20 protein-coding genes are annotated in these 26,805 nt (G+C 70.4%); 10 read left to right on the top strand and 10 right to left on the bottom strand.

The features are described 5' to 3' along the window. Positions 1-19: 19 nt before the first annotated feature. A complete protein-coding gene (locus tag ACFVWW_RS05080) occupies positions 20-2,500 on the bottom strand; it encodes a ThuA domain-containing protein (RefSeq protein WP_384186682.1) in 2,481 nt (826 codons plus the stop codon). Between the two features lie 204 nt (positions 2,501-2,704). On the opposite strand from ACFVWW_RS05080, the gene ACFVWW_RS05075 reads away from it, so the two are divergent. Then, complete coding sequence (locus ACFVWW_RS05075) at positions 2,705-3,754, top strand: multicopper oxidase domain-containing protein (RefSeq protein WP_386876750.1); 1,050 nt, start codon at positions 2,705-2,707, stop codon at positions 3,752-3,754. Positions 3,755-3,838: 84 nt separating this feature from the next. Here ACFVWW_RS05075 and ACFVWW_RS05070 read toward each other — a convergent pair whose 3' ends face one another. Beyond that, entirely contained in the window at positions 3,839-6,031 is a 2,193-nt protein-coding gene (locus ACFVWW_RS05070) for a DEAD/DEAH box helicase (protein WP_386875994.1), read from the bottom strand. Between the two features lie 217 nt (positions 6,032-6,248). Here ACFVWW_RS05070 and ACFVWW_RS05065 point away from each other — a divergent pair, with 217 nt between their 5' ends. Together ACFVWW_RS05065 and ACFVWW_RS05060 are read left to right on the top strand one after the other, a co-directional pair. After that, positions 6,249-7,046: a VOC family protein gene (locus ACFVWW_RS05065; protein WP_386876748.1), complete on the top strand. Its 798-nt coding sequence runs from the start codon at positions 6,249-6,251 to the stop codon at positions 7,044-7,046. 114 nt (positions 7,047-7,160) lie between these two features. Beyond that, a complete protein-coding gene (locus ACFVWW_RS05060; protein ID WP_384186610.1) occupies positions 7,161-7,433 on the top strand; it encodes a WhiB family transcriptional regulator in 273 nt (90 codons plus the stop codon). Between the two features lie 42 nt (positions 7,434-7,475). On the opposite strand, the gene ACFVWW_RS05055 is transcribed toward ACFVWW_RS05060, so the two are convergent. The 5 genes from ACFVWW_RS05055 to ACFVWW_RS05035 form a co-directional block, all read right to left on the bottom strand. After that, on the bottom strand, positions 7,476-8,396 hold the full coding sequence (locus tag ACFVWW_RS05055; protein WP_386875992.1) for a chitosanase: 921 nt from the start codon (positions 8,394-8,396) through the stop codon (positions 7,476-7,478). 115 nt (positions 8,397-8,511) lie between these two features. Further along, a complete protein-coding gene (locus tag ACFVWW_RS05050) occupies positions 8,512-9,486 on the bottom strand; it encodes an acyl-ACP desaturase (RefSeq protein ID WP_384186615.1) in 975 nt (324 codons plus the stop codon). A 140-nt stretch (positions 9,487-9,626) separates the two neighbouring features. Then, positions 9,627-10,403, bottom strand: coding sequence for a dimethylargininase (ddaH, locus tag ACFVWW_RS05045; protein ID WP_384333294.1), 777 nt, complete (start codon positions 10,401-10,403; stop codon positions 9,627-9,629). A gap of 73 nt (positions 10,404-10,476) precedes the next feature. Continuing rightward, positions 10,477-12,120 carry an ABC-F family ATP-binding cassette domain-containing protein gene (locus ACFVWW_RS05040; protein WP_386875989.1) on the bottom strand — a complete coding sequence of 548 codons (1,644 nt, stop codon included), beginning with the start codon at positions 12,118-12,120 and terminating at the stop codon, positions 10,477-10,479. Positions 12,121-12,439: 319 nt separating this feature from the next. Continuing rightward, entirely contained in the window at positions 12,440-12,856 is a 417-nt protein-coding gene (locus ACFVWW_RS05035) for an SsgA family sporulation/cell division regulator (protein WP_384186624.1), read from the bottom strand. 181 nt (positions 12,857-13,037) lie between these two features. On the opposite strand from ACFVWW_RS05035, the gene ACFVWW_RS05030 reads away from it, so the two are divergent. The 3 genes from ACFVWW_RS05030 (at position 13,038) to ACFVWW_RS05020 (ending at position 17,605) form a co-directional block, all read left to right on the top strand. Next, entirely contained in the window at positions 13,038-14,132 is a 1,095-nt protein-coding gene (locus ACFVWW_RS05030) for a WD40/YVTN/BNR-like repeat-containing protein (RefSeq protein WP_386875987.1), read from the top strand. 177 nt (positions 14,133-14,309) lie between these two features. Then, positions 14,310-16,832, top strand: a complete 2,523-nt coding sequence (locus tag ACFVWW_RS05025; protein WP_386875985.1) for a beta-galactosidase — start codon at positions 14,310-14,312, stop codon at positions 16,830-16,832. A gap of 86 nt (positions 16,833-16,918) precedes the next feature. Continuing rightward, on the top strand, positions 16,919-17,605 hold the full coding sequence (locus tag ACFVWW_RS05020; RefSeq protein ID WP_386875983.1) for an endonuclease V: 687 nt from the start codon (positions 16,919-16,921) through the stop codon (positions 17,603-17,605). On the opposite strand, the gene ACFVWW_RS05015 is transcribed toward ACFVWW_RS05020, so the two are convergent. Next, positions 17,602-18,792: a saccharopine dehydrogenase family protein gene (locus ACFVWW_RS05015; protein WP_386875981.1), complete on the bottom strand. Its 1,191-nt coding sequence runs from the start codon at positions 18,790-18,792 to the stop codon at positions 17,602-17,604. The two genes, ACFVWW_RS05020 and ACFVWW_RS05015, sit on opposite strands and share 4 nt — an antisense overlap. Before the next feature lie 198 nt (positions 18,793-18,990). Between ACFVWW_RS05015 and ACFVWW_RS05010 the strand changes: the two genes are divergently transcribed. The 4 genes from ACFVWW_RS05010 to ACFVWW_RS04995 all read left to right on the top strand — a co-directional run bounded on the left by ACFVWW_RS05010 (position 18,991) and on the right by ACFVWW_RS04995 (position 24,788). Further along, positions 18,991-20,121 (top strand): CaiB/BaiF CoA transferase family protein, encoded by a 1,131-nt coding sequence (locus ACFVWW_RS05010; protein WP_386875979.1) that lies wholly within the window; start codon positions 18,991-18,993, stop codon positions 20,119-20,121. A gap of 1 nt (position 20,122) precedes the next feature. Further along, entirely contained in the window at positions 20,123-21,265 is a 1,143-nt protein-coding gene (locus tag ACFVWW_RS05005) for an acyl-CoA dehydrogenase family protein (protein ID WP_386875977.1), read from the top strand. 83 nt (positions 21,266-21,348) lie between these two features. Next, positions 21,349-22,563: an acetyl-CoA C-acetyltransferase gene (locus tag ACFVWW_RS05000; protein ID WP_384186645.1), complete on the top strand. Its 1,215-nt coding sequence runs from the start codon at positions 21,349-21,351 to the stop codon at positions 22,561-22,563. 35 nt (positions 22,564-22,598) lie between these two features. Next, positions 22,599-24,788 carry a 3-hydroxyacyl-CoA dehydrogenase NAD-binding domain-containing protein gene (locus tag ACFVWW_RS04995; protein WP_384333270.1) on the top strand — a complete coding sequence of 730 codons (2,190 nt, stop codon included), beginning with the start codon at positions 22,599-22,601 and terminating at the stop codon, positions 24,786-24,788. 53 nt (positions 24,789-24,841) lie between these two features. Here the strand turns inward: ACFVWW_RS04995 and ACFVWW_RS04990 are convergent, their stop codons facing one another. After that, positions 24,842-25,570: a MerR family transcriptional regulator gene (locus ACFVWW_RS04990; protein WP_386875975.1), complete on the bottom strand. Its 729-nt coding sequence runs from the start codon at positions 25,568-25,570 to the stop codon at positions 24,842-24,844. A 167-nt stretch (positions 25,571-25,737) separates the two neighbouring features. Further along, positions 25,738-26,736, bottom strand: a complete 999-nt coding sequence (gene sph / locus ACFVWW_RS04985) for a sphingomyelin phosphodiesterase (protein WP_386875973.1) — start codon at positions 26,734-26,736, stop codon at positions 25,738-25,740. Between the last annotated feature and the right edge of the window lie 69 nt (positions 26,737-26,805).

Below are 26,805 nucleotides of genomic sequence, written 5' to 3'. Positions count from 1 at the left end.
AGGCGTAGAGGTCGGTGTCTCACTGCGCCGCCTTCCTGGCCAGATCGTTGGCGGCCGGTGTCGGCTCGCCGCCCTTGTACGTCACGCGCCACAGCGCGGACTGGTTGTCGGAGGTGAAGAAGCCGCGTCCGTAGTCCAGGACATAGAGCGAGCCGTCCGGGGCGAACTTCCAGTCCATCAGGTTGCGGATACCGCCCTGGCCGACCGGGATGATCTTCTTCAGCGACTCGGCGTGCACGGGCAGGCCGCCCTTGCCGAGCGTCTTGGGGTCGGTCAGCACCGCGTGGCGCGGACTGTCCGCCGCGTCGTAGAAGTCACCGACGAACCACTTGCCGTCCCAGTACTCCGGCCACTTCTCGGTGGAGGCGCTCTGCGCGTCGTACCGGTAGACAGGACCGTCCATCGTCGCCTGGCCGCCGCCCTTGAGCCACGGCAGCAGGAACTTCGCCTCTTCGGCCTTGTAGCTGGGGACGCCGTTCGCGTCACGCGGATAGTCCGGGGCACCGCCCTGCGGCGAGTACCAGATGGTGTTGCCCGTGATGGGGGGCAGATTCACCAGACCGTTGTTGTTGGGGGACTCGTTCTTCGGGGCGTCGCAGTTGTACCAGCCCAGCGGCTTGGTCGGGTCCGGCAGATTGCGGTCCCGGTAGGGCTGCTTGTTGCCCATGCAGTACGGCCAGCCGTGGTTGCCGGCCTTGGTGATCGCGGAGAACGTGTCGTACTTCGCAGGACCCCAGGTGGTGCTCGGGGCGCCGGCGTCCGGGCCGACCCAGCCCGCGTACAGCACGTCGGTCTTCTTGTCGATGGTGATACGTGCCGGATTGCGCACGCCCATCACATAGATCTCGCCGCGGGTCTTGTCGCCGCCCTCGTCCGGCTCCTCGCCCGTGAAGAGGTTCCCCGCGGGCAGGGTGTACGTCCCGTCGTCCTCCGGGTGGATCCGCAGGATCTTGCCGTTGAGGTTGTTCGTGTTGCCCGCGGTCCTGCGGGCGTCCGCGAAGGACAGGCCCTTGTAGTTGGGCTGCGGGTTGTTGCCCGAGTAACCGTCGCTGAATCCCGACGAGTTGTTGTCGCCGGTCGCGATGTAGAGGTTGCCCTTCGAGTCGAAGGCCATACCGCCGCCGGCGTGGCAGCAGCTGTGGACCTGTACGGGCCACTTCAGCAGAACCTTCTCGGAGGCGAGGTCCAGCTTGTTGGTCGTCAGGTTCAGCGTGAAGCGGGAGACGCGCCGTTCGGCGGTCTGCTTGTCACGGTCGAGCTGGGAGTGCGGGGTGTAGTGCAGATACACCCAGCCGTTGGTCTCGAAGGCGGGGTCCAGCTCGATGCCGAGCAGCCCCTCCTCGACCTTGACCAGCTCGTCGCCGCCGCCCTTGTTGCCGAAGACCGTCAGCGCGCCCGCGAGCGTCACCTTCTTGGTCTTCGGGTCGTAGACATGGATCTGGCCCACGCCCTTGCCGACGTTCGGGTCGTTCCAGTCGGTGACGACGGGGGCGCTGTTGTCGCCACCGCCGCGGCCGATGTACAGCACCCGCTCGTCGGGCGCGACGACCAGGCCGTGCGGCTCGCCGATCTGGTCCTGCTGGCCCGGCTGGTTCGCCTGGGTGACGCGCTCCGCCTTGTAGTTGGCGTCGATCGTCGCCTTGCAGTCGGCGCGGGAGAGCCGCGTCGTCCACTCGAGGGCGCCGCGCAGATGGTCGCGGAAGTCCGTCTCCGCGTACGAGTCGGCCGTACCGCCCATGCCGGTGTAGAAGGACCGGCCGCCGTCGTAGTCACGGCACCAGGAGACCGGGTGGTCGGCGCCGTTGGCGCCGGTACCGGGCTGGTAGCTGGCCTCCCTGACCCGGGCGACGGTGTGCACCGAACCGGCGGGGTTGGTGGCCCAGTTGATCCACTTGTCCGGCCGCTTCCACTCCAGCGGCAGGTTCTTGGTGGCCGGGTTGACGCGGTCGCCCACCTCGACGGTGGCGCGCTGGACGGTGGTGGGACTCGAAGCGGCCGGCCGGGCTCCGATCAGCCCGGTGAACCAGTCGGAGTACGGCTCCGTACGGGCCGCGTCATGGATGCCGAGGAAGCCGCCACCGGCCTCCACATAAGCCTCCAGGCCCGCCTCCTGCGCGGGGTCCAGCACATCGCCGCCGCCCGTGAGGAACACGACCGCGTTGTACGTGCCGAGCTTGGCCTTGGTGAAGACCGAACCGTCGTCCGTGGCCTCGGTCTTGAAGCGCTGCGCGGTCGGTCCCGAGCGACCGATCGCCTCGATGGCCTCGATACCGGCGTTGACGACCGGTGACTCCTCGGTGGCCGAGGCGTGGAAGACGAGGACCTTGACGTTATTACCGCCGGGAGGCGACGGAAGGGACAACGTTGTCGACGACGGCTCCGGGAACGGCTTGGCCGTGGCGGCCGTGCCGCCGAGCAGAGACGCCGCCATCGTTCCGGCCACCAGGGCCGCGGCCATTCCGCGCCTGGATCTTGACCGGTGATGTGGTGCGCGCTGCATGTGTTCACCCAACCCCTCTTTGGTCACAGCAACAGCGCCTGAAGCTAGACCTCTTTCGGTGACTCGCCAATAGGTATGACCGTAATCACTCCAACTTTGTCCTGAGTGTGGATAAACGAAGATCACTGGTCTACCGTGTGGCCGTCCCCGGGGCCTCATGTGCCCCGTGAATATCCGTACGGCACTGGGGAGTTCGGTATGGCCATGGACAGACGGAGCTTCAACCGGCGCCTGTTGGTGGGCGGCGCGGTCGCCGCGACAGGGGTGACATCGTTGTCGGTCGCCTCCGCCCCTTCGGCGACTTCGGCGGAACCACCGCCCAGGACCGCCCCCGCGGGCGGCCAGGTGCGCCATCTCAAACTCTACGCCGAGACATTGCCCAACGGCCAGATGGGCTACGGCTTCGAGAAGGGCAAGGCGACCGTCCCTGGCCCGCTGATCGAACTGGTCGAGGGCGACACCGTCCATATCGAGTTCGAGAACACGACGGATGTGGCGGCCAGCCTCCATGTCCACGGCGTGGACTACGACATCGCCAGCGACGGCACCAGGATGAACAAGAGCCATGTCGAACCCGGCGGCACCCGGACCTACACCTGGCGCACCCATGCCCCCGGCAAGCGCAAGGACGGCACCTGGCAGGCGGGCAGCGCGGGTTACTGGCACTACCACGACCATGTCGTCGGTACGGACCACGGCACGGGCGGTATCCGCAAGGGCCTCTACGGCCCGGTGATCGTCCGCAGGAAGGGCGACATCCTGCCGGACAAGCAGTTCACGATCGTCTTCAACGACATGACGATCAACAACAAGTCCGGCGCCGACACCCCCAACTTCGAGGCCACGGTGGGCGACCGGGTCGAGATCGTCATGATCACGCACGGCGAGTTCTACCACACGTTCCATATCCACGGTCATCGCTGGGCGGACAACAGAACGGGCCTGCTCACCGGGCCCGACGACCCCAGCCGGGTGGTCGACAACAAGATCACGGGGCCGGCGGACTCGTTCGGCCTGCAGATCATCGCGGGTGAGAACGTGGGCGCGGGGGCGTGGATGTACCACTGCCATGTCCAGAGCCACTCCGACATGGGCATGGCCGGCCTGCTGCTGGTGGCCAAACCGGACGGCACGATCCCTGGCTACGAGCCGCACCATCCGACGGGCGCGTCCGACGCCAAGGGCGCGAAGGACGCTGCGGGAGCGAAGGGAGCTGCGGGAGCGAAGGGAGTGGCGGAGCACTCCGGGCACTAGCCGCCTTAGCTGCTTGCGGCCGGACGGGCCGTCGTCTCGGCGGAGGCGGCGGTCCTGTCCGGCTGCCGGGCCACCGTCGCGGTCTCACTCCGCCAGGCGCAGCTGTTCCTCCTCGACGATCCGGCGGGCGATGTCGCGGTCCGAGACGTCGATCGCGTCGGGCGTGGCCTCGGCCATGTCGCTGCGACGGGCGTACGCGTCGAACAGCCGGTCCTTGTCGGCCAGGATGTCCAGCAGGCGCTGGTCCACGCTGTCGACTGCGAGCAGCCGGTGGACCTGGACCGGGCGGACCTGGCCCATGCGATGGGCCCGGGCCACCGCCTGGTGTTCCAGGGTGGGTTTGACCTGCGGCTCACAGAGGATGACGACGGACGCGGCCTGCATATTGAGCCCGATGCCGCCCGCCTGGATCTGGCTCAGCAGGACGGCATGGCCGGGGACGGCGGCGAAGGCGTCGACGATCCGCTGGCGGCGGGCGGCCGGCACCTCGCCGGAGAGCGGTCCGAACACCTCCTCGCCGAGGGCCTCGCGCACCGTGGTGAGGACATCACGGAAGTACGAGAACACCACGACCTTCAGTTCGTTCGCCGCGGCCTCGGCGACCAGTTCCCGCAGGCGCCCGAGCTTCGCGGAGGTCTCGGGGCGGGCGTACGCGGCCCGGCGCATGCGCATGAAGTGGGCGGTCGACACCGCCTCCCGGTAGGCCGCCAGATCACCGGCGCTGAGTTCCTCCCACTCGTCGACCTGTACCAGCGCGGGCAGTTCGGCCAGCACGTCCTGCTGGTTACGGCGCAGATAGGCGGGGGCGACGGCGCGGCGGAAGGCATGGGAGCCCGCGACCGCGTCGATGCCCTGGACACCGGGGGCCAGTTCGGGCTGGAGACGGCGGATCAGACTGCGGAACTCCCCGACCCGGTTCTCCATCGGCGTCCCCGTCAGAAACAGGACATGCCCGGCCCGTTCCGTCCATCCGGACACGGCGCGCGACCGGCGGGTGTCCGGGTTCTTCACATAGTGGGCCTCGTCCACGACGAGCATCTGCGGCTCCGACCCGGCCGGCTCGCCGTCCCGGGGGAGCGGCAGCGTATGCAGGGAGTCGAAGGTGGTGACGGCGACTCCGCCGCGCTCGCTCCACTCGGTGAACGCCTCCTGGCGCTCGGGGCCGTGTACGGGAATGGCACGCAGGATGCTCCGGGAGCCGATCTCCCGTGTCCAGTTGATCAGGACACTGGCCGGGCACACCACCATGAAGTGCGTGCCGCCCAGCGCCGCGAGATGCGCGAGCGCGGCGATGGCCTGGACGGTCTTGCCGAGCCCCATCTCATCACCGATGATCACGCGGCGCTGGGCCAGCGCGAAGCGCGCGCCGAACGACTGGTAGCCGCGCAGCGACACCCGCAACCGGGTGTCGTCGAGCTGCTGGGCCCGTACCCGCCCGGCGATGTCCGACGGCATGAAGCCCTCGGACGCGGCGAGATCAGGGCTGCTGCCCGCCGTCTCGGCGAGCAGGCTGTAGTACTCCGCGGAGCGCAGCTCGAAATCGACCCAGCTCTCGATCTCCGACGCCGGCTCCCGCAGCAGGTCCACCGAGACCTGCGCGAGCATCAGCGGCACGTCCTGTTCCGCCGCCTCGTCGAGCAGCCGCCCGATCCGGCCCACCGCGCCCAGGGCCCTGGTCCGCCGGTCCCGTCCGGCGAGAGCCATCCGCAGCCGCCGCCTGGCGGGCGCCGCCTCCGGCAGCAGCGTGCGCAGCTCAGCGGCGAGCCGCTCGGCGGTGTCGTGCGCGCGCCGCAGCCCGGGGCCCGCCCCGACCAGCCGGTGCAGGGCGGTCACCAGCGCGGTGGTGCGCGGTTCCGGGTGGTCGACATCGATGCGTACGGAGACGGTCTCCCCGACGGCCTCGGCGATCCGGGCGGCCGCGGCCACCGCCTGGTCGGCGGTGTGGGCCCCGACTCCGGGCAGTTGGCGCAGGGCGTGCCGGCCCGCCTCGTGCACTCCGCGTACGGAGGTGAATCCGGCCTGTTCGAGGGCGCCGAGCCGCAGCCGGCCCTCGGTGACATCCTTCAGCCGGGAGACCGGGATCGCGCCCAGCTCCGTACCGACCAGCTCCTCCTGGAGCGGGCGGAAGGCGTCCCGTATGGCGGTGACCGCGCGGGCGTGGTCGTCCAGCAGCCGCCGCGCGCTCTCCAGCAGGTGCGCCGCCGCGTCGATGAGGGACGCGGCTCTTCTGCCCGCGGGGACCGGAACGCGTTCCGGTCCGACACCCGCACCCGCCATGACGCCGCTCCGCTCGACCGAACCGCCTCAACCGGCTCATATGCTCCCACGCCCGGCAGCGGGCGATGCCGACCGCCGTCCGCCCTACGCCATCCGCCCCGACGTGTTTGCCCGGGTGCGCCGCCGCTCTCCTCCCGGCCCGGGAGTACATGCGGCCTCGCGGCATCTGGAGGAGACTCGAAAGGGAGAGCAACGGGATCCCATGAAGGAGCGCACCATGCTCACCACCCCGTTCGTCACCGGCTCCCCGAACTGGGCCGATCTCGGCACCCCCGACATCGAGGGGGCGACCGCCTTCTACCACGGCCTGTTCGGCTGGGACTTCATGTCGGCGGGGCTCGAGGCCGGCGGCTACGGCATGTTCCAGCTGAGCGGCGGAACCGCGGCGGGGGTCATGCCCGTCCCGCCCGACCAGGGGCCGCCCTCCTGGTCGCTGTACTTCCAGACACCCGATGCCGAGTCCACGGCGAAAGCCGTCGAGCAGGCCGGCGGCTCTGTGGCGTTCCAGCCGATGGACGTCATGGACCTCGGCAGAATGGCGGTCTTCACCGATCAGGCCGGGGCCGGCTTCTCGGCCTGGCAGCCCGGCAGGAACAAGGGCCTGGGGGTCGTCAACGCGCCGGGCAGCCTCTGCTGGGCCGAGCTGTACACACCCGATGAGGACGCCGCGTACGCCTTCTACCACACGGTCTTCGGCTGGGAGGCCCTCAGCATGCCGATGCCGGACGGCGCCGGCACGTACCGGATGGTGAACCCGGCTGGTCAGGGCCCGGACACCATGTTCGGCGGGTTCGTACCGCTCGGCGCCGATCCGGTCGAAGCCGACAGCGGGCCGCACTGGCAGCTGTATTTCGCGGTCACGGACTGCGACGCGGCGGCGGTCACTGCCCAGCAGCTGGGCGGTATGATCCGGATGGAGCCGACCGATATCGAAGGCGTCGGCCGGTTCGCGAAGCTCGCCGATCCCTACGGGGCGCTCTTCGCGGTCATGCAGGGGGTGGCGGGGGACGGCTGACGGACCTGGCACCCACCGTGCATCCTGGTTGCCCCGTGCACGTGGAGCCCCGCCGCCGCGGCCGTTGACCTTTCGTCAAGCGACTGTTTATCGCGACGGGGCAGCCTGTCCGGCATGCCGATCAACACCATGACCAGCACCACCGCCACGACCGACCGCGCGGAGCATGAACTCTCCTGGCAGGAGAGCGCGTTGTGCGCCCAGACCGGGCCGGAATTCTTCTTCCCCGCCCCTGGCTCCTCCACCCGGGAGGCGAAGCGGCTGTGCGGCGCCTGCGAAGGCCGCGTCGCCTGCCTGCAGTACGCGCTCGCCCACGACGAACGATTCGGCGTATGGGGCGGGCTCTCCGAGAAGGAACGGCAGCGGCTCCGGCGCGACGGCAGCTGAGCCTGCCTCAGGGGGGCGGCGCCTCTCAGCGTGCGGCGATCCTCAGGGTGCGGCGATCCGGAACGGCTCCCCGTACATCCGCCAGGCCAACGGCGGATCGAGGTCCATATTGCCGTCCCGCAGAAACACCCGCTGAGCGGTGTCGATCCGTGACGAGTCGCGCTGCTCCGTGATGAGTTTCGCCTTCATCACGGACCGGCCGCCGTCCAGGAAGGCGTGCAGATACGTCTTCTCGTCGCCGCCCTCGGCCGCCGTCTTCGCCTCCTTCATCGCCGCGTGGCGGATGCCGTAGAAGCCCTCGGCGTCGAGCCCGGGGCCGTGCAGCACCATCGCGTCGTAGTAGATGAACTGCCCGAGCGTCCCGAGCCCGTCCATCTTGGCCAGCCGGACGGCCGGTTCGAAGTAGAGCGTGTCGCGGGTCCTGTCCTGCGCCGTGCGGAAAGCGGCGGACTCGGCGGCCCGGGCCCAGGCGTCCCGGAAGCCGGGGTCGAGCCCCTCGTGCGAGTCGGTGCCGTCCACCGCGCGCAGCGCCGGAAGATACCGGGCGAGCGGATTGTCCGGATGGTCCTTGGTGTACGACTCGACCAGTTGCAGCATGTCGTTCGTGCCGGAGCAGAAGCCGATGATCCCGGCCGTGTAGCCGTTGCCGTCGCCGATGTCCTCGATGACGCCGTACTGACTGCGCCAGTCGAGAGTGGAGTTCTCCGCGCTGGCCACGAGCTCGGCGGCGATCTCCTTCTTCCCGGGAGCCGCGAGTCCGGGCGGCATCTTGTCGATCCGCTGCGCCAGCTCCTCCTTGTCGTCCGTGTCCCCGGACGCCAGCGGATTGGGAGCGCCGCTCTGCCCGGGATAGGACGGCGGGTGATCGGCGAGCACACCCGAATCGTCGCCGCCGCCGAAGACGACGGCGACAGCGACGATTAACGGGGCGCCTATGAGGAAGAGACGCGTGACAGGCTTCATCCGGCACAGCGTACGACGCGCCGGCGCGCGTCCCTGGGCGACCTCCCCGTCAACGGGGATGGCCGCCGCCGTGAAGGTCTCGTGAATGTCCCGTCAGGTGTCCGCGGCCGCCGGATCAGCCGGCGGCGCGCGCGGCCATCCGCGCCTTGCGGGCGGCGAGCTTCTCGTCGAACTTGCTCGCCTCGCTGTCCAGGCCGCCCATGTACAGGCCGAGCTCTTCCTGCGCCTTGAGACCCTCCGGGCCGAGCCCGTCTATGTCCAGGACCTTCAGATAGCGCAGCACCGGCTGGAGCACGTCGTCGTGGTGGATCCGCATGTTGTAGATCTCGCCGATGGCCATCTGCGCGGCGGCGCGCTCGAAGCCGGGCATGCCGTGGCCGGGCATCCGGAAGTGCACGACGACATCACGGACGGACTGCATGGTCAGATCGGGGGCGAGCTCGAAGGCGGCGCCCAGCAGATTCCGGTAGAAGACCATGTGCAGATTCTCGTCGGTGGAGATCCGCGCCAGCATCCGGTCGCAGACCGGGTCGCCCGACTGGTGCCCGGTGTTGCGGTGCGAGACGCGCGTTGCCAGCTCCTGGAAGGCGACATACGCGACGGAGTGCAGCATCGAGTGGCGGTTGTCGGACTCGAAGCCCTCCGCCATGTGCGCCATCCGGAACTGCTCCAGCTTGTCCGGGTCGACGGCGCGCGAGGTGAGCAGATAGTCACGCATCACGATGCCGTGCCTGCCCTCTTCGGCGGTCCAGCGGTGCACCCAGGTGCCCCAGGCTCCGTCGCGGCCGAAGAGGCTGGCGATCTCGTGGTGGTAGCTGGGGAGGTTGTCCTCGGTCAGCAGATTGACCACCAGCGCGATCTTGCCGAGATCGGTGACCTTGGACTGAGCGGGATCCCAGGCCTCGCCGTTCTCGAAGATGCCGGGGAAGTTGCGGCCGTCGGACCAGGGCACGTACTCGTGCGGCATCCAGTCCTTGGCGACCTTGAGATGGCGGTTGAGTTCCTTCTCCACCACCTCTTCCAGCGCGTACAGCAGTCGGGCGTCGGTCCACGCTTCCGAACTGCCTAGGTGGGGAGAGGTGATCGTCACGGGTGCTCCTGGGGACGGGAGTTTTTTACCTACGGGTTCGTAGGTTACGACACCGTAGGTTAAAGCCGCGGTAAGCCGGAGGCCAAGCCCGGTACGGCGAGGGACCGTGACGCTCCGCTATCTGTGTCCTTTACGCACGACTATGTGTGGAGCTCGCGCAGGCGTACAGAGAGGCAGGTCACGCACCCTTCGAGCTTCTCGAACTCGCTGATGTCGACCGGCACCGGTTCGTAGCCGAGAGCCATGAAAAGCTCCGCGGTCCTGGGCGCGCTCGCGGCCATCAGCAGCTTCCCGCCGCCCAGGAGCACCACATGCGCGCCCGATTCCTCCGGCACGGCCAGGAAGCGCGGGAAGAGAGAAGGCTCGTCCACCAGCGGCGCGTAGCCGATGACTGTGGAGTCCGGCAGCGCCGTCACCGCGGACTTGAGATGCAGTACCTTGCTCACGGGTACGGCGACGACCCGCGCCCCGAGCGGCTCGAAGGCCGTCCGCAGCTGCCGCAGCCCCGCCGCGTTCGTCCGGCCCCCCTGCCCCACATAGACCGTGTCGCCGGTCTTCAGGACATCGCCGCCGTCGAGCGTGCCCGGTTCCCGCACCCGGTCCACCGAACAGCCGAGCCGGCCGAGCGCCTCCTCCACCGCGGCCGGCTCGGGGCGGCGTGAGGGGGCGCCGGACCGGGCGACGAGGGCGGCGTTCCGGAACATCACGACGGTGTCCTCGACGAACACCCCGTCCGGGCAGTCGTCGGCCGGCGCCACCTCGACGGTCTCCCAGCCGTGCTCGCGCAGCGTCCCGGCATACCGCTCCCACTGCCGGAGCGCGAGCCCGGCATCGACAGGGACACGCTCGACATGGGTGACCAGACCCTCGGTGAGGCGCGGGCCCGGACGTCGGATCAGAGCTTTCCTGCCGGGCACGGGCGGTCTCCGTTCGCTGCGGGGTCAGGTCGCGCCCATCATGACCCGCCGTACCCCGGCTGCGGAACGGCCCCTACGAAGGCCGCGGTTCCGCTTCCCTCACCTGCTCGGCGGTGGTGTCGCGGAGCTCGCCGTCGAGCAGCAGCCAGCGGGTGATGCCGATCGACTCCAGGAAGGGCACATCGTGGCTCGCCACGATCAGCGCGCCCTCGTACGACTCCAGAGCGGCCGCGAGCCGGCGCACGCTCGCCATGTCCAGATTGTTCGTCGGCTCGTCCAGCATCAGCAGCCGCGGCGCCGGTTCGGCGAGCAGCAGCGCGGCGAGCGAGGCACGGAAACGCTCCCCGCCCGAGAGCGTCCCGGCCGGCTGATCGGCCCGCGCGCCCCGGAACAGGAAGCGCGCCAGCCGCGCCCTGATCATGTTGTTGGTCGCCGCGGGCGCGAAGCGCGCCACATTCGCCACGACGCTCAGGGTGTCGTCGAGGACATCGAGCCGCTGCGGCAGAAAGCGCAGCGGGACATGGGCGAGCGCCTCGCCGGAGACCGGTTCCAGCTCTCCGGCGACCGTACGCAGCAGTGTCGTCTTGCCCGCTCCGTTCCGGCCGACCAGCGCGATCCGCTCGGGGCCGCGGATCTCGAACTCGCCCCTGGCCTCGGCTCCGTAGCGCAGGCGCAACTCGCGCAGGGTCAGCACGCCTTGGCCCGGATGCACCGTGGTGTTCGGCAGCTCGATCCGGATCTCGTCGTCGTCCCGTACCGCCTCCACCGCTTCGTCCAGACGCTCCTTCGCCTCGGCGAGCTTCTCGGTGTGCATGATGCGGTGTTTGCCCGCGGACTCCTGCGCCGCCCGCTTGCGGGCCCCCATGACGATCGTGGGTTCACGTTTGCTGTCCGCCATCTTCTGGCCGTACCGCTTGCGCCGGGCCAACTTGACCTGGGCGTCGGACAGATCGCGCTTCTGGCGCTGTACGTCGGCCTCGGCGACCCGCACCATCCGCTCGGCCGCATCCTGCTCCTGGGCGAGTGCGTCCTCGTACGCGGAGAAGTTGCCGCCGTACCACCGCACCTCGCCGTCCCGCAGATCGGCGATCTGGTCGACGCGCTCCAGCAGTTCACGGTCGTGGCTGACCACGACCATCACACCGGACCAGGACTCCACGGCCGCGTACAGCCGTCGTCGCGCGTGCAGATCGAGGTTGTTCGTCGGCTCGTCCAGCAGCAGGACACCGGGCCTGGCCAGCAGCAGCGCGGCCAGCCGGAGCAGGACGCACTCGCCGCCCGACACCTCGCCGATGCTCCGGTCGAGGCCGATGCGGCCGAGACCGAGCTGGTCGAGGGTGGCGCGGGCCCGTTCCTCGACGTCCCAGTCGTCGCCGACGGTGGTGAAGTGCTCCTCGCTCGCGTCGCCGGCCTCGATGGCGTGCAGCGCGGTGCGGGTCGCGGCGATGCCCAGGGCCTCGTCCACCCGCAGCGCGGTGTCGAGCACCACGGTCTGCGGCAGGTAGCCGACGTCACCGGCGACCTTGACGGTCCCTTCGGCCGGGGCCAGGTCGCCCGCCATCAGCCGCAACAGGGTGGACTTTCCTGAGCCGTTGAGTCCGATCAGCCCGGTTCTGCCGGGTCCGACCGCCAGTTGGAAGCCGTCGAACACACCGGTCCCGTCGGGCCAGGAGAAGGAGAGGGCGGTACAGGTGATGTGCGAGGGGGAGGATGACATGCGGGTCTCCGGTTGCTGCGAAGGATGCGAGAAGCTCAGGGCAACGGATGGAGACACCGCGATACGGACGACGTCCGCCGGGGGGGAAAAGGAAAAGTCCCGGTCGGGGAGGACGGCTCAGCAGCCGAGGTCGCACGCGAGGCACACAGCGGAGCGCTGTGCGGCACGGTGTCTCACGACCTCAGACGAGCAACGTCCTACTCCAATCGACGACAACAGGACCTGTAGAACGTACGAGTCCGATTCGGCGGCTGTCAACGCCATTAATCTCGTGTCGGATGCCCGCGCGGGCAGGGGGAGCAGGCCCGGCGGCCGGACGTCAGCAGGCGTCGCCCAGCAGCTCGGTCAGGTCGTGGTCCAGATCCAGATAGAGATGCTCACGGCCCACCGGGACCAGGCCCTGCGAGCGCTCCAGGAAGCGGCGCAGCTGCGAGGTGCGGAGATGGACCATCGCGGTGCCCTCGGGGGCGTGGAACTCCAGGACCGTACGGCCGTAGCCGAAGGGGCGCACCCGCACATCGCCGTCACCGGCGGGCTCGGTCAGCCCCGTGGCCAGCAGCTCGCGGGAGAACTCCCAGGTCACTTCGGTGCCCTCCAGCGTCGCCGGGGGCGGGAACGCCATGCGCACGGCGAAGGGATCCCCCCGGTCGTAGCGGAGCGTCGCGGGAACGGTCTCCATCCGGGGAACGGACGCGACCAGGCGGGCCTGTACGGCCTCTTCGATGACGGGTGACATGGTCTGCTCCCCTTCGACGGACCGGAGACGCATCGGATGCGTCTTCGCCTACTGGAAAGACGGCTGAGCGGGCCGATCCGTGCTCAGGAAGAGGAGTGACCTGCGTCACCGTGCCGTCCCCGGCCGTCCGCCGCGGGGGCACTCTGGACGGCGTCCGGGAAGGGCGCTAGCTTCCAGCGCCATGAAGTCCATGGGGAAGTTGCGGCGAATGGTGTGCGCGGGACTCGCGGCCGGCGTGAGCGGGGCCGCTCTGGCCGCGGCGCTGTCCGTACCGGCGCAGGCGCAGGGAGCGAGCGGCGGCGCCGCGCCGGGCTGGCGCCTCACGGACACCGGCAGCGACGCGCGGTTCCGTGGGCTCGCCGCGGTGAGCCGCACCTCCGCATGGGTCGCCGGCTCGGGGGGCACCGTGCTGCGCACCGCCGACGGGGGCCGCAGCTGGCGGAATATCTCCCCGGCCGGCGCGGACGGGCTGGAGTTCCGTGACATCGAGGCGTTCGACGGACGCCGCGCCGTGGCCCTGGCCATCGGCGAGGGGGAGGCGTCCAGGATCTTCCGTACGGAGGACGGCGGAGCGCACTGGACCGAGTCCTTCCGCAACACCGACCCCAGGGCCTTCTACGACTGCGTCACCTTCTTCGACAGCCGGCACGGCCTCGCGATGAGCGATCCGGTCGACGGAAAGTTCCGCATCCTGTCCACGGGCGACGGCGGTTCGTCGTGGAAGGTGCTGCCCGACGCCGGAATGCCGGCCGCGCTGCCGGGCGAAGCGGGCTTCGCCGCCAGCGGCCAGTGTCTGGTCAGCTCGGGTCCGAAGGACGTCTGGCTGGCCACCGGCGGCGGCGCCACGGCGCGGGTGCTGCACTCCGCCGACCGGGGGCTGAACTGGACGGTCGCCGAGTCGACGCTCCCCGCGGGCGACCCGGCGCGCGGTGTCTTCGGGCTCGCCTTCCGCGACCGGCTGCACGGTCTGGCGGTCGGTGGCGACTACCGGCCCGAGCAGGCGTCGCCGCAGGCCGCCGCGGTGAGCGGCGACGGCGGCCGCGGCTGGCGGCAGGCGAAAACCCCGCCGTCCGCGTACCGGTCGGGCGTGGCCTGGCTGCCGTACAGCGGCTCGGCGGCGCTCGCCGTCGGCCCGACGGGGACGGACCTGACGACGGACGGCGGCCGCACCTGGCGCACCGTCGACACAGGGTCCTACGACACGGTCGACTGCACCTGGGACCTGGGCTGCTGGGCCGCCGGTGAACAGGGCCGCGTCGCCCGGTCGGCCTTCTGACACCCCGGCCGGACCCCGGCCCGTCACGCGGCGGGATGTTTCGTGCCCGTTACGCAAGCGTGACCTGAAGGGCTCTTGTGGAGCGATCGGAGGCTGCCGCAGGGTGCTGTATGCGCATACAGACAGCGCATACATGGCTGCTCGCCCAGGCTTCAGCATCTGAGGAAGTACGACTCCATGACGCATGCCCCCGCCCCCCGCCGCCGCACCGTCCTGGGCGGCGCCGCCCTCGGCGGCCTGGCCACAGCGGGCCTGTCCGCCCCGGCCGCCCAGGCGGCGCAGGCCGCGCCCGCCGACCGGGCCCCGGCCGCTTCCGTCACCTACCGGAACAAGCAGATCCTCATCGACGGCAAGCCCGCGCTCGTCCTCGCCGGAGAGATCCACTACTTCCGGCTGAAGAAGGCGGACTGGCAGTCCAGGCTCGACCGGGCGAAGACGGCCGGCCTCAACACCATTGCCTCGTACATCCCGTGGATGTGGCACGAGCTGCCGGACGGCACCATCGACGTCACTGGTCGCACCCGCCCCGAGCGCGACCTCGGCGCCTTCATCGACCTCTGCCACGAGAACGGCTTCCGCTTCATCGCCCGCCCCGGCCCCTTCACCATGGCCGAGCTCAAGGGCGAGGGCGTCCCCGACCGGGTACGCGCGGATCACCCGGAGATCGTCTCCACCGGCTGGCACGACGCACCCGCCACCACCCCCACCGTCGACTACCTCGCGCCCGCCTTCCTCAAGGAGATGCGCCACTGGTACGGGGCCGTCATGCCGGTCCTCGCGGAGCGGCTGCACGGCAAGGGCGGCCCCGTCATCTCCGTACAGCTCGACAACGAGATCGGCATGCTGGCCTGGGTCAGCAACTCCCCTGATCTGACCGATCACTTGACGGCCGACTTCGACGGCTGGCTGCGCACGGAGTACGGGGACGGGCTCGCCGGCCGCTACCCCTTCGCCGACGAGGACCTGGCCGGGCGGCGCAAGGCGATCCGCAACCCGAAGGACGCGTACGGCGCGGCCCTGATGCACGATCTGGGCCGCTTCATGCGGGGCCGCTTCGCGCGGTACGCCGCCGAACTGCGCACGGCCGCCGAGGACCACGGCGTCACCGGCATCCCCTTCGTCATCAACATCCACGGCACCTCGGACAGCCGCGCCGAGCCTTTCCCCATCGGCATCAGCCAACTGATGGAGACCTACGCGGGGATCGAGGGGACGATATCCGGCGCGGACTTCTACCTGGGCGACCTGACCCTGCGCAACGTCACCGACCTCTACCTCATCAATGCCTTCATGGACGCGGTCAACGACCAGGACCAGCCGGTCACGGCGCTGGAGTTCGACGCGGGCCACGCCGACTACGGGCAGAACCTGGACAGTCAGACCAGCCCGTCCGGCGTGGACCTCAAGACCCGCCTGTGTGTCGCGCAGGGCGCCAAAATGATCAACTACTACCTGTTCGCGGGCGGGTTCAACCCGAAACTCGACACGCCGGCGGGCGACGGGAACGACCGGATCGGCATCACCGGCGAGCGGCACGGCTTCGCGGCGCCCGTCGACCCGGAGGGCCGGCCGGGGGTCAGCTACGCCTCGACGCGGCGGACGGTGCGCGCCATGGACGGTCTGGCCGGCGTGCTCGCGCCGATGCGTACGACCTACGACGACGTGGTGCTCGGCTTCGTACCCGACCACTATCTGACCGAGTACCACCCGCCGGAGCTCGAATCGGTCCAGCGCGTGCTGGACGAAGCGGTGAACACGCGCGGCGCCGGCCCGCGCGGCTCGCTGGCCCGCGCGATGCTGCTCGGCGGCTTCCGCTACCGGAGCGTGAACCTCCAGGCGGGCGATCTCGATCCGCGGCGCGTCCCGGTGTTCGCGCTGGCCACCGGCGAGCATCTGGGAGCCGGGCTGCAGCGGCGGCTGGTCAGCTATGTCGAGGCGGGCGGAAAGCTGCTGCTCTCCGGGCGGCTGCCGGTCAAGGACATGGCCGACAAGCGGTGCACGGTACTGGCCGAGGCGCTGGGTCTCACGGTGGGCACGACGCTGACCGACGCGAACCGTTTCTGGCTGTCCGTCACCGCCCACGGCTGGGCGGCGCCGCTGCCCGAAGTGCGTCTCTCACGCGCCCAGTTGTGTGAGCCCGCACGCGGTACGACGGTGCTGCGCGAGCTTTCCACCGGAAAGGGCTGCGGCTTCGACATCCCGCTCGGCAAGGGGCGGGCCGTGGTCATCACGACGGACTACCAGTGCGACCTGACCTTCTGGGGCCGCGCCTTCCGGGCCCTGGACGCCGCCCCCGCCCTGCGGCACAGTGCGACCGACCCGGGGGTCTTCCTGCTGACGACGGCCGACGGCGAACGCGGACGGCTGTTGCACGCCTTCAACGTCTCCTCCGGCTACGACCAGGACTTCACGGTCACCGAGAACGGAAAGCCCCTCTTCGGCGGCGAGAAGCTGCATCTGCCCGGCCGTACGGCCGCGATGCTGCCGCTCGGGCTGGTGGCGGGCGGCCTGCGGATCGTGTATGCGACGGCGGAGCTCACCGGCGCGGCCGACGGCCGGGCGACGTTCCGCGCGCTCGGCGGGGAAGCGGTGGTGGCGGTGGAGGGCGCGGCGACCTGCGAGGGCGCCCGCACATCGACCGAGGGCGGACGCACCGTCCTGCGGGTGCGCCGCCCCGAGTTCACCGTGCGCCGCGGTTGACCGGACGGACACGGTTGATCGGACGACCGAGGTTGACCGGACGACCGAGGTTGACCGGGCGGGCGGCCCTTAGGGTGGAGGTCACCATGACGACGCTCAGGACGCCCGCGGACGAGACCGAGGCACGTGCCATCCAGGACGAGCTGCGCGGCCGCGTCGTGCTCGACGAGCCGGGGCCGCCGCCCGGCACGGGCCTGGTGACCGGGGTCGATGTGGCGTACGACGACGAGCGCGATGTCGTCGCCGCGGCCGCCGTCGTGCTCGACGCCGCCACCCTCGCCGTGGTCGACGAGGCCACCGCTGTCGGCCGGGTCTCCTTCCCGTACGTCCCCGGCCTGCTGGCCTTCCGGGAGATCCCGACGGTCTTGGCCGCCCTCGAATCCCTGACCTCGGACCCCGGTCTGGTCGTCTGCGACGGCTACGGCCTGGCCCATCCGCGCCGCTTCGGGCTCGCCGCCCATCTCGGTGTCCTCACCGGGCTTCCGGTGATCGGCGTGGCGAAGAACCCGTTCACCTTCTCGTACGAGCAGCCGGGCACCCGGCGCGGAGACTCCTCGCCGCTGCTCGCCGACGACGGCCAGGAGGTCGGCCGGGCGCTGCGCACCCAGGAGGGTGTGAAGCCGGTCTTCGTGTCGGTCGGCCACCGCGTCGACCTCGCCACCGCCTGCGCGCACACCCTGCGCCTGGCCCCCGACTACCGCCTCCCGGAATCCACCCGCCGCGCCGACGCCCTCTGCCGCCGGGCCCTCCGAGAGGCGACAGCCGGCACCTAACGCGCGTCAGCGACCCGGAATCGCATCCCCGCCGACCGCAGCCGCTCCAGCAGCGCGTCGCCCATCGCCACCGCCGTGGTCACCTGGCCCGCGGTGTCCGGCAGCGTGTCGAAGGCCAGACAGAGCACCGATTCGGCCAGCATCTTCGCCGATTCGTCATAGCCGGGGTCGCCGCCCGAGACCTCGGTGAACACCCGGCGCCCGCCGCCCGTGCCCACGAAGCGCACCGAGAACCAGCTCGCCTGCCTGCGCTCCGCGTCCGGTCCCGAGCCGGGCTCGTACCGCTCCATCAACCAGCGCCGGGCCGCGGGCAGTTGGGCGAGGGCCAGGCCCGCCCCCGCCGCCGCGCTGCCGCCCAGGGCGACCGGCAGCGACCTGACCGCGGCGAAGTGCCGGTAACGGAAGTCGGGGCCGTACCGCCGCAGCGCGGCCGCGGAGCGCGCCACGATCTGCGGGTCGAGGGTCGGCAGCGGGAGCGCCCAGACCCCGGTCTCCCGGCTGAAGTGCGGTGCGCCGAACGGCGCCCTCGCCCGGCGGCCGACCAGCCGGGGCTCGTACAGCCGCCGCTCCCGCGCGGCCCGCAGCAGCTGCCGGCCGCGGCCCATCGCGGTCAGCGCGGAGGCGAGCGTGCCGCCGGAGAAGAAGGCGTTGGAGCGTACGAATCCGTCCACGCGCAGCGGCACATCCTGGGGCGGCTGCTGGACGGTGAAGTACACACCGAGGTCGTGCGGGACCGAGTCGAAACCGCAGGCGTGCACCAGGCGCGCACCCGTCTCGCGGGCGCGCACGTCATGGCTGAGATACATCAGGTCCGCGAACTCCGACTCGCCGCACAGATCGGCGTAGTCCGTCCCCGCCTCCGCGCAGGCCGCGACCAGTCCTTCCCCGTACCAGAGGTACGGCCCGACGGCCGACGCGATCACCCGGGCGGACCCGGCCAGCGTCCGCAGCGAGTCCGGGTCGTCCGCGTCCGCCAGCAGTACGGGCAGTACGGCGCACCGCGGATCGATCGCGGTGAGCCGTTCGCGCAGCCGCTCCAGCCGGCCGCGGTCACGGCCCGCGACGGCCCAGCGGCAGCCCTCCGGGGCATGGGCGGCGAGATACTCCGCGGTGAGTGTTCCGACGAAGCCCGTCGCTCCGAAGAGCACGATGTCGTACGGGCGCTCCGTCCCGTTCTTCCTGCCCATGGCCCCTCCGCCGTCCGCAGTCCGCCCCATGCCATTGCCGCTGGCCGAGGCTAGCGTGAGGGAAGGCCCGCTGTGCGACCGCGTACGACAAGAACCCGAAGAACTAAGCGCTTGCTCGGCCCAGGGTCTTGTGTCACGGGGGACGCGTTCTTAGCATCACTGCTGTTACATCAGTTGTGTCACAGTCCAGGGAGCCAGATGGCAGCGACAGGAAACGGTCCGCTGACCGGCGTACGCGTGGTCGAGCTGGCCGGAATCGGGCCGGGCCCGTTCGCCGCCATGACGCTCGCCGACCTCGGCGCCGATGTCGTACGGGTCGACCGGCCGGGCGGCGCCGGACTCGGCATCGATCCGGCGTACGACCTGACCAACCGCAACAAGCGGTCCGTGCTGATCGACCTCAAGGCCGCGGACGGCGCCGCCCGCGTCCTCGATCTGGCCGAGCGCGCAGATGTGCTGATCGAGGGCTATCGGCCGGGCGTCGCCGAGCGCCTCGGTGTCGGCCCGCAGGAGTGTCTCGGCCGCAATCCGCAGCTCGTGTACGGGCGGATGACCGGCTGGGGCCAGGAGGGCCCGCTCGCCGCGCGCGCCGGGCACGACATCGGCTACATCGCCGTCACCGGCGCCCTCTCCATGATCGGCAAGGCCGAGGAGGCGCCCGCCCTTCCGGCGAATCTTCTCGGTGACTACGCGGGCGGCTCGCTCTATCTGGTCATCGGCGTGCTCGCGGCGCTCCAGCACGCCCGCACGCCGGACGGCACCGGACAGGTCGTGGACGCGGCGATCGTCGACGGCACCGCCCATCTCACCACCATGATCCACGCCATGATGGGCGCGGGCGGCTGGCAGGACCGGCGCGGGGCCAACCTGCTCGACGGCGGCAGCCCCTTCTACGGTTCGTACGAGACCGCCGACGGCGAGTACATGGCGGTCGGCGCGCTGGAGCAGCGGTTCTACAACGAGTTCATCGAGCTGCTCGGCATCGCGGACGACGTCCCGGCCCGTAAGGACTTCGGCCGCTGGGACGAGCTGCGGGACGCCGTCGCCGCCCGGTTCAGGGAGAGGACCCGTCAGGAGTGGACGGCGGTCTTCGAGGGATCCGACGCCTGTGTCGCTCCGGTGCTCTCGCTGCGTGAGGCACCGGCCCACCCCCACCTGGCGGCCCGTGGCACCTTCACCGACCACGCGGGGCTCGTCCAGCCCGCACCGGCGCCCCGGTTCTCCGCCACCCCCGGATCGGTGCGGCTCGCTCCGGCCCGGCCGGGGGCGGACACCGCCGAGGTCGCCCGTGACTGGGATCTGCCCGTACGCGACCAGGAGGACAGCTGAGGTGAAGCGCCAGATCTACGCCGCCGAGCACGAGGCGTTCCGCGCGACCGTCCGTACCTTCCTCGCCAAGGAGGTGCTCCCGCACTACGAGCAGTGGGAGAAGGACGGAATCGTGAGCCGCGACGCCTGGCTCGCGGCCGGCCGGCAGGGACTGCTCGGACTCGCCGTACCGGAGGAGTACGGCGGAGGTGGCACCGCCGACTTCCGCTACAGCGCCGTCCTCGCCGAGGAGTTCACCCGCGCCGGTGCCCCCGGGCTCGCGCTCGGCCTGCACAACGACATCATCGGCCCCTACCTCGCCACGCTGGGCACGGACGAGCAGAAGCGCCGCTGGCTGCCCGGCTTCTGCACCGGAGACCTCATCACCGCCCTCGCGATGACGGAACCGGGCGCGGGCTCCGACCTCCAGGGCATCCGCACCACCGCGGCGGACCGCGGCGACCACTGGCTGCTCAACGGCTCGAAGACCTTCATCTCCAACGGCATCCTCGCCGATCTCGTGATCGTCGTCGCGCGGACGACCCCCGAGGGCGGCGCGAAGGGCCTGTCCCTGCTGGTGGTCGAGCGCGGGGCGGCGGGCTTCGAACGCGGTCGCAATCTCGACAAGATCGGCCAGAAGGCCCAGGACACGGCCGAGCTGTTCTTCCACGACGTACGCGTCCCCAAGGAGAATCTGCTCGGTGAACTCAACGGCGCCTTCATCCATCTGATGACCCATCTGGCCCAGGAGCGGATGAGTATCGCGATGGCGGCCATCGCGGGCGCCGAGCATCTGCTGGAGATCACCACGCGGTACGTCAAGGAACGCGAGGCGTTCGGACGGCCGCTCGCCACCCTCCAGCACATCCGGTTCGAGATAGCCGAGATGGCGACCGAATGCGCCGTCACCCGTACCTTCCTCGACCGCTGCATCGTCGATCACTCGAACGGTGAACTCGACGCGGTGCACGCCTCGATGGCCAAATGGTGGGCCACCGAGCTACAGAAGCGGACGGCGGACCGCTGTCTGCAACTGCATGGCGGCTACGGCTATATGACGGAGTTCCCCGTCGCCAGGGCCTTCACGGACGGCCGTATCCAGACGATCTACGGAGGTACGACCGAGATCATGAAGGAGATCATCGGCCGCTCGCTGCTGGCCTGAACCACCCGGCCACCCCCTTTCCGTACAGTCCCCTCGCCCGTACCGCTCCCTCGCCCGTACCGCTCTTCCGAAAGGCAGCTGTCGTGAGTACCGAAGCGTTCGTCTACGACGCGATCCGCACCCCGCGCGGCCGCGGCAAGGCCAATGGCGCCCTGCACGGCACCAAGCCCATCGATCTCGTCGTCGGCCTGATCCACGAGCTCCGCGGCCGCTTCCCCGGACTCGACCCGGCGGCCATCGACGACATCGTGCTCGGCGTGGTGAGCCCGCTCGGCGACCAGGGCTCGGACATCGCCCGGGTCGCGGCCATCGCCGCCGGCCTGCCCGACACCGTCGCCGGGGTACAGGAGAACCGCTTCTGCGCGTCCGGCCTGGAAGCCGTCAACCTGGCCGCCGCCAAGGTCCGCTCCGGCTGGGAGGACCTCATCCTGGCGGGTGGCGTCGAGTCGATGTCGCGGGTGCCGATGGGCTCGGACGGCGGCGCCTGGGCGATGGACCCGATGACCAACTTCGCGACGGGCTTCGCCCCGCAGGGCATCGGCGCGGACCTGATCGCCACCATCGGCGGCTTCACCCGCCGCGATGTCGACGAGTTCGCCGCGCTGTCCCAGGAGCGGGCCGCCGCGGCGTGGAAGGACGGCCGCTTCGAGCGTTCCGTCGTCCCGGTACGCGACCGCAACGGACTCACCGTCCTCGACCGCGACGAGCATCTGCGCCCCGGGACCACCGCGGACTCGCTCGCCGCGCTGAAGCCGTCGTTCGCCGGGATCGGCGACCTGGGCGGGTTCGACGCCGTCGTCCTGCAGAAGTACCACTGGGTCGAGAAGATCGACCACGTCCACCACGCGGGCAACTCGTCCGGCATCGTGGACGGCGCGGCCCTCGTCGCCATCGGCTCCCAGCACATCGGCGAGCGCTACGGACTCACCCCCCGCGCCCGGATCGTCTCCGCCGCCGTCTCCGGCTCCGAGCCCACCATCATGCTGACCGGACCCGCCCCCGCCAGCCGCAAGGCCCTCGCCAAGGCCGGACTGACCATCGACGACATCGATCTGGTCGAGATCAACGAAGCCTTCGCCGCGGTCGTGCTGCGCTTCGTCGAAGACATGGGGCTCTCGCTGGACAAGGTCAACGTCAACGGCGGCGCCATCGCGCTCGGCCATCCGCTCGGGGCCACCGGCGCGATGATCCTCGGCACCCTCATCGACGAGCTGGAACGCCGGGACAAGCGGTACGGCCTCGCCACGCTGTGCGTCGGCGGCGGCATGGGTGTCGCCACCGTCGTCGAGCGTCTCTGACCGGCCCGTCCCTCTTCCCGTTACGGAGCAGCAGCATGAGCGAGTCCACCACCCCGGCTTCCTCGGCCATTCGCTGGGAACAGGACGGCACCGGCGTCGTCACCCTCGTCCTCGACGACCCGGACCAGTCCGCCAACACCATGAACCAGGCATTCAAGGACTCCATCGCGGTGATCGCCGACCGCGCCGAGGCCGAGCAGGACAGCATCCGCGGCATCATCATCACCTCGGCCAAGAAGACCTTCTTCGCGGGCGGCGACCTCAAGGACATGATCAAGGTCGGCCCGGACGACGCCCAGCAGGTATTCGACATGGGCATGGGCATCAAGCACGCCCTGCGCCGTATCGAGACTCTCGGCAAGCCCGTCGTCGCCGCCATCAACGGCGCCGCGCTGGGCGGCGGTTACGAGATCGCCCTCGCCTGCCACCACCGCGTCGCCCTCGACGCGCCGGGATCCAAGATCGGCCTGCCCGAGGTCACGCTCGGACTGCTGCCCGCGGGCGGCGGAGTCACCCGTACCGTACGGCTGATGGGCATCGCCGACGCGCTGCTCAAGGTGCTGCTCCAGGGCACGCAGTACTCCCCGAAGCGCGCGCTGGACAACGGACTGGTCCATGAAGTCGCCGCCACCACCGACGAGATGCTCGCTCTCGCCCGCGCCTTCATCGACGCCCACCCCGCGTCGCAGCAGCCCTGGGACGTCAAGGGCTACCGGATTCCGGGTGGTACGCCCTCCAGCCCCCGCTTCGCCGCCAATCTGCCCGCCTTCCCCGCCAACCTGAAGAAGCAGATCGCGGGCGCCCCCTACCCGGCGCCGCGCAATATCCTCGCGGCGGCCGTCGAGGGCTCGCAGGTCGACTTCGAGACCGCGCAGACCATCGAGGCCCGCTACTTCACCGAGCTGGTCACCGGGCAGATCGCCAAGAACATGATCCAGGCGTTCTTCTTCGACCTCCAGGCGGTCAACTCCGGGGCCGGCCGGCCCCGGGGCATCGCACCGCGCGAGGTCCGCAAGGTCGCGGTCCTCGGCGCCGGGATGATGGGCGCGGGCATCGCGTACTCCTGCGCGCGCGCCGGCCTCGACGTCGTCCTGAAGGATGTCACCTCCGAGGCCGCGGAGCGGGGCAAGGCGTACTCCCGGGAGCTGCTCGCCAAGGCGCTCTCCCGGGGCCGTACGACCGAGGCCGAGCGGGACGCGCTGCTCGCCCGTATCACCCCGACCGCCGATCCCGCCGATCTCGCCGGCTGCGACGCCGTGATCGAGGCGGTGTTCGAGGACACGGCGCTCAAGCACAAGGTGTTCCAGGAGATCCAGGACGTCATCGAGCCGGACGCGCTGCTCTGCTCCAACACCTCCACCCTGCCCATCACGGTGCTCGCGGAAGGGGTGTCGAGGCCCGCCGACTTCGTCGGGCTGCACTTCTTCTCGCCGGTCGACAAGATGCCGCTCGTCGAGATCATCAAGGGGGAGGGGACCGGCGACGAGGCCCTCGCCCGCGCCTTCGACCTGGTGCGCAGGATCAAGAAGACCCCGATCGTCGTCAATGACTCGCGCGGCTTCTTCACCTCGCGGGTCATCGGGCAGTTCATCAACGAGGGGGTCGCGATGGTCGGCGAGGGCGTTGAGCCCGCCTCGGTCGAACAGGCCGCCGCGCAGGCCGGCTACCCGGCCAAGGTGCTCTCGCTGATGGACGAGCTGACGCTCACCCTGCCACGCAAGATCCGTAACGAGTCGAAGCGCGCGGTCGAGGAGGCCGGTGGCGCGTGGACCGGGCACCCCGCGGACGAGGTCATCGACCGGATGGTGGACGAGTTCGGGCGTACGGGACGCAGCGGCGGCGCGGGCTTCTACGAGTACGGCGAGGACGGCAGGCGCACGCGCCTGTGGCCGGGCCTGCGGGAACACTTCGGCGCGGCCGGCGTCGAGGTCCCGTTCCTCGATCTGAAGGAGCGGATGCTCTTCTCCGAGGCGCTGGACTCCGTCCGCTGCCTGGAGGAGAACGTCCTGACCTCGGTCGCCGACGCCAATATCGGTTCCATCATGGGCATCGGCTTCCCGGCCTGGACGGGCGGTGTGCTCCAGTACATCAACGGCTACGAAGGCGGCCTGCCCGGCTTTGTCGCACGCGCCCGTGAGCTGGCCGAGCGGTACGGCGAGCGGTTCACCCCGCCCGCGCTGCTGGTCGAGAAGGCGGCCAAGGGCGAGAGGTTCAGCGACGCCTGACGCCCGGGGCCGGCCGCCCGAGGTGCGGCGCGCGGGCCGTGTTCACGGCGTACTCACTCCGCCTGGAACGCGGCCCGCAGCTCCTCCTTCAGCGACCGCTGGAACGCCGTCACCAGTGCCTGGACCACCATGGGCTGCATATGGGCCGAGAGCGACTTCATCGCCGCCACCTGCTCGGGGTCCGGCTCGCGCTTGCGGTACGGCGTCCACACCTCGTCCCGGAACAGCCGGGTCAGTTCGTGCGCGGCCTCACGGGTGTGCTCCAGCAGGACCGTACGGGCCGCGAGGATCGTCTCGTACGCGATCGGTACGTCCAGCAGTTCCACGCCGAGCCGCAGCAGCCCGGGATCCAGCCGGTAGGTGTCAGGACCGTCGGCACGGACCAGGACCCCCATGGCGGCGAGCCGGTCGATGTCGTCCTCGGCCAGGGCCCGTCCCGCGCGGCGCTCCAGCTCCGCGCGGGACGCGTCCTCCGCCGAGTCCGGCGCCCAGGAGGCCACCAGCGCCCGGTGGATGGCCAGATCGTGCGCGCTGAGATCGGGCGGCAGCTGCTCCAGATAGCGCTCGATGGCCGCGAGGGTCATGCCCTGGTGCTGGAGCTCCTCGATGAGCGCCAGCCGGGAGAGATGCTCACGCCCGTAGTGGCCGACCCGGCGCGGGCCGATCACCGGGGGCGGCAGCAGGCCGCGGGTGCTGTAGAAGCGGATCGTGCGCACGGTGACCCCGGCCCGCGCGGCCAGCTCGTCGACGGTGAGCGCCGGCTCCTCGGTCCTCGTGGTCATGTCCGCGCCTCGCTTCCCGCTGCCGCACATCGGTGGACCGGCCCGGATCCGCACGTGGGCCACGTTCAACAGTATTGCTGTGCCACCACTGTTGTGAAAGTGCTGAGAGCGGCGAAAGCCGGTGGTGACCGGCCGGCGACGTACAGTGCCGGGGTGCCCCGCGTGGCCTACCGTGCGGAGGCGACGACCGGATAGTGGTCGGAGAGATTCGTGTACGTGTACTCCGTGCCCCAGCTGGAGACCGTCCAGGGCGCGCTCTGCTCCTTGATCACTTCATTGGTCCAGCCGGCCGGCCGGACATGCCCCGCGCGGTGCAGCACATGGTCGAGATCCTCGCGCGGGTCGTCCGGATAGCGCTCCGCGGCGATGGAGTTCTCCGCCGTGTCGAAGGAGTACGGATGTCCGGTACGGGCATCGGCGTCGGCCAGGCCCCCGTCGGCGAGCATCGAGGCGTACTCGGCGCTGTGCCCGTCGACATTGAAGTCGCCCGCGACGATGACCTCTTCGGACGCGGGGATGTTCTTGGCGTCGAGGAAGGCGTCGACCGCCTTGAACTGAAGGCTCCGTGTCCGCACGGCCTCACCGGAACCGCAGCCCGGGTCGGTGGACTGGGTGTGGGTGCCGACCATATGGACCTTGGTGCCGTTCACCTCCAGCACCACATAGACGAAGCCCTTGTTGGAGAACCAGTCCGAGCCGCACCCGTCCTCGTACACATACTGCTCCTTGCGCACGATCGGCCACTTGCTGAGCACGGAGACACCCCCGTCCTCCAGGGCGAGCGCGGCATAAGCCCCGCCCATCGCGTCCCAGCCGGCCTTGCTCCGGCCCAGCACGGGCGTCTGGTACGGGTACTGGTCGGCGGAGTTCCGCTTGAGCGCGTCGGAGGACGCGTTGTCGAACGCCTCCTGCACCACGACCACATCGTTGCCCTGGTAGAAGGCCGCCGCCGGGATGGCGGCGGCCCGGTGGTCCTGTCCCCAGTTGGGGTAGAGGAGCTTGCTGAACAGGAACGAGTTGTACGTGAGCACCTTCAGCGCGGGCGGCTCGGCGTCGGCCCGGCCGGTGGCGCCCGTGGCGGCGGGGGCGGTCGCGGCCAGGAGGACGGCGGCGAGTGCGGTGGACAGGGCGGCGCCGGGGATACGGCGGAGCGCGGAGTGCGGCACAGGGACTCCCGATTCCGGTGGGGTGTACGAAGGGCGACGCACATCCAACCAGCCGGAGTTACTTTCCGG

The organism is Streptomyces sp. NPDC058198 (assembly GCF_042882605.1).
Classification (GTDB): domain Bacteria; phylum Actinomycetota; class Actinomycetes; order Streptomycetales; family Streptomycetaceae; genus Streptomyces.
The sequence above is the reverse complement of the archived record's forward strand: the minus strand, read 5'-3'. Positions and strand labels throughout refer to the sequence as shown.